Origin of the sequence: Nitratireductor aquibiodomus NL21 = JCM 21793 (assembly GCF_000615975.1) — a bacterium.
GTDB classification, from domain to species: Bacteria; Pseudomonadota; Alphaproteobacteria; order Rhizobiales; family Rhizobiaceae; genus Nitratireductor; species Nitratireductor aquibiodomus.
Genome location: NZ_BAMP01000043.1, coordinates 26,412 through 34,733, shown reverse-complemented (window position 1 = coordinate 34,733; position 8,322 = coordinate 26,412). Strand labels below are relative to the sequence as shown.

The following is an 8,322-nucleotide window of genomic DNA, read 5'->3' as shown; positions in this document are numbered from 1 at the left end:
GCCGCCTGCTTCCGGGCATGATCCGCACACAGGACGGACGCTGCGTCTGTCCGCGCGGAACACGTCTGGTGGCCGGTGCCTGCCGCAAGCCGGAGGTGCAGCGTCAGTGCCCGCCGGGAACGACGGGGCGCTATCCCAACTGCGCACCCATCGTGCGGCCCCGCTGCCCGCGTGGAACGACTGGCACGTTCCCCAACTGCCGCCCGGTTGTGCAGCGCCGCTGCCCGCAGGGCACAACGGGAACCTTCCCGAACTGTCGTCCGGTCGTGCAGCGCCGTTGCCCGCCGGGCACCACGGGCAAATACCCGAATTGCCGGCAGATCCGCGTGACGCCGCCGGTCAACCGGGTGCCCCGGCAGCAGCTTGATCGTCCCCTGCGCATCAATCCGCAACTCTTGCGGCCGCGCGACAAAGGCAATCAGCTCCAGTAACCGGAGCACCTCTGAAAATGGCCCCGCCGGTTTTTGCCGGCGGGGCTTTTACAATGCTCTCGAGGCAGGTATCTTCTCTTCACCCGCTCCCGATAGAGACATCACCGCTCCGCGGCTGCGTCCAGTTCAAAGCCTGAATATCCCGGCGGACGCACTTTCCCGGTGAGCACACGCGTTTCAATTTCGAGGCGATACCGTCCTCCCCACCTTCGCCAGTGTTTCTTGATACGCTTTTCCACCCAGGCAAGGCGGGTTCTCGCAAGCGTTCGGCTACCTTCATTATCAAGATAGCTCAGCCGAAGGACGGAGGGCTCCCTGTCGAGAATCTGGATCAGCTGGTCGATACCCGACAGCCAGCTCTGACTGAGAGCGCTTGTCCCGCGAACGAACGCATCGCTACGCAGATCCAGCCGCACAACGCGCTGGATCGATGCACCGAAATTGACCTTCATCATCTTTCCTGCCGTCAAACGTACCACACGCACATGTTCCGTCGTAGGCCGGTATCCGGAGGGCAGCGTACGGGCATCGAGCTTAATGACAAAGTTGGTCCCAAGGCGCTGATCTGGTAGCGCAGCGCATGGTATGTGGAAGCGCCCGGCCGGGTCAGTTGTTATCAGCTTCCCCTCCACCACGGCCAGCCGCACGCCCGGCAGGCCAGGCTCCTCGTCATCTGGATATCCGTTGCGATTTCTGTCGTCGAAGACCTTGCCGATCACGTCACCGCAGTCGAAGATGGGTTCCGCTTCGATCTGAACGCTGGCTTTGGCTTCCGCGGAGATCCGGCGGCCGAGAGGATCGGTCAGAACCGCCGTATTGACATAGATGCCGGGACCTATGGAGGCAGGCGCGTTCATGCTCAGACGGATTTCGACGGAGCTTCGCGCCTCCACGAAAATGTCGTCGAACAGCAGCGAACGGCCGTTGACGACCGGGGCTGCCGGTGCTCCGTCAACCACTGCAGAACCCTCAATGAAGCGGAACCCGGCGGGAAGCTGATCCTCGACTTTCAGTCCGCGAACGGGCACATCGCTGTTGTTGGCAACGACGATCGTAAACGGTGCCTGTTCGCCCCGGCGGATCGACGATCTTTCGGCCATCTTGCTGATTGTCAGGTTTTTGCCCCCTGCAGGCAGGGTAAACGAGAACACGCTTTCGTTTGACGCGAGCTGAAATTCTTCGCCGCCGCCGTCCACAACCGAGCCATACGCGACAGCTGAGTTCCTGACAGCCTCGAGAAGTCCCGCGCCATTGTCGATGTCGGCCTGTGTGAGGAGATATGTGGCCGAGAATTGCCCCGTATCATCGGCATCCAGAGACTGGGTTTGCGGCCGGATATCAGACAATCGACCATTTGCGGCATGCCCGTTAAATTCCGGACCTTCGTCCTCGATCCGAATGTCGGTTACGGGGAGTTTGCCAGTGTTGACGACTTCGTACTCATAATGGAGAACGTCACCAGGAGAAGCCAGTCCATCGCCATCGATATCGGTGAATCCGCCCGTCTTTGTCAGGCTCAGCCCGGGAAACTGGAGCGGAAGAACAACGCATTGTTCAGAGGGGCATTCCGGGTCTGCCGCATCGGGTTTTTTGGCAAGATTGACGACCGTATCAGCCGTTTCCGAAAGCCGCTCGGCGACCGAGGCCTCAACTGTCAGAACGAGCTGCCCGTCAACACTGCCCTCACGCTGCGGAACCGTTAAACCTGTCCAGTCGATGATCCCGTCAGCATGGTCTCCGCCATCGCTTGCATCGACAAACATGAGATGCGTGTCCAGTACATCACGAACGGAAAAACTGTCGGCAGCGCTGCCCGCATTGGTCAGAACGATCTCGAAAATCAGAGTTTCCCCGAGTTCTGCCAGCCCGGGAACGGCACCATCCTCCGACACGAGGGATTTGGAAATACGCACATCGGGCGGGAGATGGTTTTCGGTGCTGCACGAGATGCAGTCTCCATTGCTTGCGACCACACTGTTGGACAGTGTCACCGGCGCCCCTTCGGCCACGACTGCCGTATAAGTTATGCTGTGGCTTCCAGCCGGCATCCCTGCGGGCAGTGTAAAGGACAATTCCGGCGCCGCGCCCGTCTCCGCGGTGAATGGACCGGAATTCGTGACACTGCCGAAGTCGAGCCCGGCGCCGAGCGTATCGGTTAGAATGAGATCCTGCGTGGTCGCCCCTTCAGCAACCACGGTTGTCAGCGTGTAGGTAAGCGTGTCCCCGATCTGGACATCCGCGCCGTCTCCAACATCTGAACTCTTTGTCGTGTTGAGCCTGACAAGCGGGTTTGCTGTTGCGCACGAACCGCATTCACCTACATCCGCGACCACCGCATTGGATAACGGTCCCGACGCGTTGTCAGATACCGTCGCCGTGTAGGACACACTGTAGGTGCCGGCAGCCGTTCCGGAAGGAAGCGTGAAGGTGAGTTCCGGTGCGCCACCGGTATCGGCGGCAAACGATCCGATATCTGTTACACTGCCGAAGTCGAGTCCCGGCCCCAGCGTGTCTGTCAGGATCAGATCCTGCGTCGTCGTTCCGCCGGTAACCACGCTCGTCAGCGTGTAGGTAATCGTGTCGCCCGCCTGAACGCCAACACCATCGCCCACATCCGATACCTTCGAGGTACTGAGCTCCACCAGCGGGTTGCTCGTTGTACAGGGATTGCAGTTCCCCACATCTGCGGAGGCAGCGTTGGACACCGAGCCCGATGCACTGTCCGAGACAGTTGCGGTGTACGACACGCTGTGTGTTCCTGCCGATGTTCCTGCTGGAAGCGTGAACGACAGAGTTGGCGCCCCTCCCGTATTGGCAACAAACGCACCGGGTGCCGTCACACTGCCGAAGTCGAGCCCCGCGCCCAGCACATCGGTCAGCACCAGGTCCTGCGTTGTCGTCCCGCCAGTAACAATGCTCGTCAGCGTGTAGGTGATCGTGTCGCCCACCTGAACGCCCACCCCATCGCCCACATCCGATGCCTTGGACGTGCCGAGCTCCACCAGCGGGTTCGCAGTGACGCAGGGATTGCAGTCCCCCACATCTGCCGTAACGGCATTTGACACCGAGCCGGAAGCACTGTCCGAGACCGTCGCCGTGTAGGACACGCTGTAGGTACCCGCCGCAGTCCCCGCGGGAAGCGTGAAGGACAGGGTCGGCGCGCCACCCGTATCAGGCACGAAGGAACCCGGGGCTGTCACAGTGCCGAAGTCAAGGCCCGCGCCCAGCACATCGGTCAGAACCAGATCCTGCGTTGTGGTGCCGCCGGTAACCACACTCGTCAGCGTGTAGGTAATTGTGTCCCCCGCCTGAACGCCCACGCCATCGCTCACATCCGATGCCTTGGACGTGCTGAGTTCCACCAGCGGATTGCTCGTCGCACAGGGGTTGCAGTCCCCCACATCTGCTGTGACGGCATTCGACACGGAGCCGGATGCACTGTCCGAGACCGTCGCTGTATAGGACACGCTGTGTGTTCCTGCCGCAGTCCCCGCAGGAAGCGTGAACGACAGAGTTGGCGCACCACCCGTATCGGCAACAAACGCACCGGGCGCCGTCACACTGCCGAAGTCGAGCCCCGCGCCCAGCGTGTCGGTCAGAACGAGGTCCTGTGTTGTGGTGCCGCCTGTCACCACGCTCGTCAGCGTGTAGGTAATCGTGTCCCCCGCCTGAACGCCAACACCATCGCCCACATCGGACGCTTTCGAGGTGCTGAGTTCCACAAGCGGGTTGCTTGTCGCACAGGGGTTGCAATCCCCAACATCTGCGGTGACGGCATTCGACACCGAGCCGGATGCACTGTCCGAGACAGTTGCGGTGTACGACACGCTGTGTGTTCCTGCCGATGTTCCTGCTGGAAGCGTGAACGACAGAGTTGGTGCCCCTCCCGTATCGGCAACAAACGCACCGGGCGCAGTCACACTGCCGAAGTCGAGGCCCGCCCCCAGCACATCGGTCAGCACCAGGTCCTGTGTCGTCGTCCCGCCAGTAACAATGGTCGTCAGCGTGTAGGTAATCGTATCGCCCGCCTGAACGCCCACCCCATCGCCCACATCCGATACCTTCGAGGTGCTGAGTTCCACAAGCGGGTTGCTTGTCGCACAGGGGTTGCAATCCCCAACATCTGCGGTGACGGCATTCGACACCGAGCCGGATGCACTGTCCGAGACAGTTGCGGTGTACGACACGCTGTGTGTTCCTGCCGATGTTCCTGCTGGAAGCGTGAAGGACAGGGTCGGCGCGCCACCCGTATCAGGCACGAAGGAACCCGGCGCCGTCACACTGCCGAAGTCGAGCCCCGCGCCCAGCACATCGGTCAGAACAAGGTCCTGTGTCGTCGTCCCGCCAGTAACAATGGTCGTCATCGTGTAGGTAATCGTATCGCCCGCCTGAACGCCCACCCCATCGCCCACATCCGATGCCTTGGACGTGCTGAGTTCCACCAGCGGGTTCGCAGTGGCGCAGGGATTGCAGTCTCCCACATCCGCCGTCGCAGTGTTCAACACCTGTCCCGATGCAGCTTCGGTTACGGTCGCCGTATAGGAGACACTGTAGGTGCCGGCAGCCGTACCTGTCGGAAGCGTGAACGACAGGCTTGGCGCTCCACCGGTATCGGCAGTAAACGCGCCCGGTGTCGTCACACTGCCAAAATCGAGCCCCGGGCCCAGCACATCGGTCAGGACCAGGTCCTGTGTCGTCGCCCCGGCGGCAACCACAGTCGTCAGTGTATAGGTCAGCGTATCTCCAGCCTGAACACCCACGCCATCGCCCACGTCAGATGCCTTCGACGTGCTGATCCCCACGAGCGGATTGGCCGTGGCACAGGGGTTGCAGTCCCCCACATCTGCGGTGACCGTATTCGACACCGAGCCCGATGCGCCGTCCGAGACCGTCGCCGTGTAGGACACGCTATACGTTCCTGCCGATGTGCCGGCGGGAAGCGTGAAGGACAGTGTTGGCGCCCCACCCGTATCAGGCACGAAGGAACCCGGCGCCGTCACACTGCCGAAGTCAAGACCCGCGCCCAGCGTGTCGGTCAGAACCAGGTCCTGTGTCGTCGTTCCGCCGGTAACCACGCTCGTCAGGGTGTAGGTAATCGTGTCGCCCGCCTGAACCCCCACGCCGTTGCCCACGTCGGAAGCCTTCGAGGTACTGAGCTCCACCAGCGGGTTGCTCGTCGCACAGGGATTGCAGTTCCCCACATCTGCGGAGGCGGCATTCGACACCGAGCCGGATGCACTGTCCGAGACCGTCGCCGTGTAGGACACGCTGTAGGTACCCGCCGATGTGCCGGCGGGAAGCCGGAACGACAAGGCCGGCGCGCCACCCGTATCGGCAACAAACACACCAGGGGCCGTCACACTGCCGAAGTCGAGCCCCGCCCCCAGCACATCGGTCAGCACCAGGTCCTGTGTTGTGGTGCCGCCGGTAACCACGCTCGTCAGCGTGTAGGTAATCGTGTCGCCCGCCTGAACGCCAACACCATCGCCCACATCGGACGCTTTCGAGGTGCTGAGTTCCACAAGCGGGTTGCTTGTCGCACAGGGGTTGCAGTCCCCCACATCTGCGGTCACGGTATTCGACACCGAGCCCGATGCGCCGCCCGAAACAGTTGCGGTGTACGACACGCTGTAGGTACCCGCCGCAGTCCCCGCAGGAAGCGTGAACGACAGGGTCGGCGCGCCACCAGTATCCGCAGCAAACGCACCGGGTGCCGTCACACTGCCGAAGTCGAGCCCCGCGCCCAGCACATCGGTCAGAACAAGGTCCTGTGTCGTCGTCCCGCCTGTCACCACGGTCGTCAGCGTATAAGTAATCGTATCGCCCGCCTGAACGCCCACCCCATCGCCCACATCCGATGCCTTGGACGTGCTGAGCAACACCTTTTGATTGACCACCGTGCAGTCAATCTCGCTGTCTACGGCCACCGCCTCGGATGAGAGCGTGAAGGAGTTGTCGTCGAAGGAGACTGTCCCCCCGGATCCCATTCCGAGGCAGATAACGTCATCGAGAACCCAATTGGGCGGCAGAGTCTCGGAGATAACCGTTTCGACGCCGACGTCTGACAGGATCTGCGTATCGCCGCGCTCCGCAACACCTTCCGATACGGTCGTGATCGTCTGGCTTTGCCAGCCATTGTTGCCAGTGAAGGTAAAGCTGCCCACATCGTCAAAGGTCGTCTTGCGGACAGTCAATCTGGGCAGTTTGACAAACTCGACCGTGCCTTGTTCCTGATCGTTGGCCGTTTCGAAATCATCGTTTGTCGGATCGCCGTCTCCGTCAGGGACAGACCGATCAAGCGAGGCGGTGATGGGATGGCTTCCCGAGACGGCATCGGAGTTGGCCACGAGCGGGATGGTGAACGTGATGCCGCCACCTGCCCCTCCGGGGGTGGCCGCGGGCGCCAGCGGCGTGTTCACCGCGCAGGACACCGTCTGTCCGGAGACCGTACATCCCGGAACCGGGCTGGCCGTCCATCCTGTCGGCACGGCAATACTTATGACAAACCCATCCGAGGCTTCAACGGTACCCGGGCCCAGATTGGTGGCACTCACCGTCATGTTCATCGTATCGCCGGGTGCATTGTAGACGCCCGTCGGCGTGGAGATGGCAATCGAAAGGTCGGGGCGACCGGCAATCGTGAGAGAACAGGTGCTGTCCTCTTGGTCGATTTTTACGATTTTGCCCGCACAACTGCCGATCTCTGCGAACGCGTTCTCCGGAATTCCGGAAGGCCGTTGCGAAGCCGTGGCTCCATAACCTGATCCCGGCAGCACATAGACCTCACTGCTGGGGCTATAGTCCGCAGGGTCGTTGTCGGACAGGGAGACATATGGTTCAACATCCTCCCCCGATAGCCCGCTTCCATTGTCGAGAAGAACATTGTCCTTGGTCAGGTTGACCAGCCAACCGGCACCACCGATGGTCTGGTCCCATGCAAAATCGGAAAAACTCAGAGCGGCCGAATGTCGGGCTTGTTCCAATTGCCCGCAATAGACATTGATACCATCATAACCCCGTCCTCCGGCTTGCCTGTGGATTCCCGAAGCAGCTCGATAGGCTGCTTCGTCGCAAAACCACCCTCTGAAATGATGGGTAGCGTTGCTTTCATTCACACCAAGGGTCTGTATTCCCGCCGTCACAGACGTATCGACAGAGACCCAGTCTGAAGCTCCCAATTGAAGCGGACGGCACGCCATCCGCATGCTGGAAGCCCATGGAACTGTTGCCGAGGGTCCTACCCGATCGTACCCACCAAGCCGCTGAACAATCTGCCCGGCTGCGCAATATCGATTTCGCTTTGATCCCTGGTTTTGATAACCATACCCCAACACCTCCGGGGTCCCGTTCGTGGACGTATTTATCGTTTGAACCGTCCCGTTGGGGAGAACCGATATCGAGGCACAATACAGTCCAACCTGAGCTGTCATGCCTCGTACGCTGGACACGCTATCGCTCATGGAGACATCGGCGTGATAGAGCCCGCGAAGGACTGTGCCGGCAGGACATTTGTAACCCTCAACCGACCCCTTGTTAGACCCGATGGTGCCTACATAGTTACCGTCCCCCCGGAAACCGATGCCTATTTGAGAGAAGGCAGAATCCGAAAAAAGACAAACTACGAGAAAAAATATAAATCGTAGTAATATTCTCTCCACCGAAGGCACCAAATCTTGGAAAATATGAAAATTAATAGAAAATTAACCGGTTATGATAAAAAAACCGGAATAAAATATCAGTATCATATCTTAAAAGATGAAACTTCGAGAGAACCGGAAGAACGCCAGCACGGCCACAAATGTGTCGATGGTGGGCCCGGAGGGACTCGAACCCCCAACCAAGCGGTTATGAGCCGCCGGCTCTAACCAATTGAGCTACAGGCCCGGTGGGC

At 60.5% G+C, this 8,322-nt stretch carries 1 protein-coding gene, 1 tRNA gene and 1 pseudogene; 1 reads left to right on the top strand and 2 read right to left on the bottom strand.

What is annotated here, in order from left to right; all coding sequences use genetic code 11:
- Positions 1-431: pseudogene (locus tag JCM21793_RS13080) on the top strand (hypothetical protein); the annotation flags it as partial.
- A gap of 101 nt (positions 432-532) precedes the next feature.
- On the opposite strand, the gene JCM21793_RS13075 reads toward JCM21793_RS13080, so the two are convergent.
- Together JCM21793_RS13075 and JCM21793_RS13070 are read right to left on the bottom strand one after the other, a co-directional pair.
- Positions 533-7,414: a DUF11 domain-containing protein gene (locus tag JCM21793_RS13075; protein WP_025030662.1), complete on the bottom strand. Its 6,882-nt coding sequence runs from the start codon at positions 7,412-7,414 to the stop codon at positions 533-535.
- An 824-nt stretch (positions 7,415-8,238) separates the two neighbouring features.
- Positions 8,239-8,315: transfer RNA gene (locus JCM21793_RS13070), tRNA-Ile, on the bottom strand.
- Between the last annotated feature and the right edge of the window lie 7 nt (positions 8,316-8,322).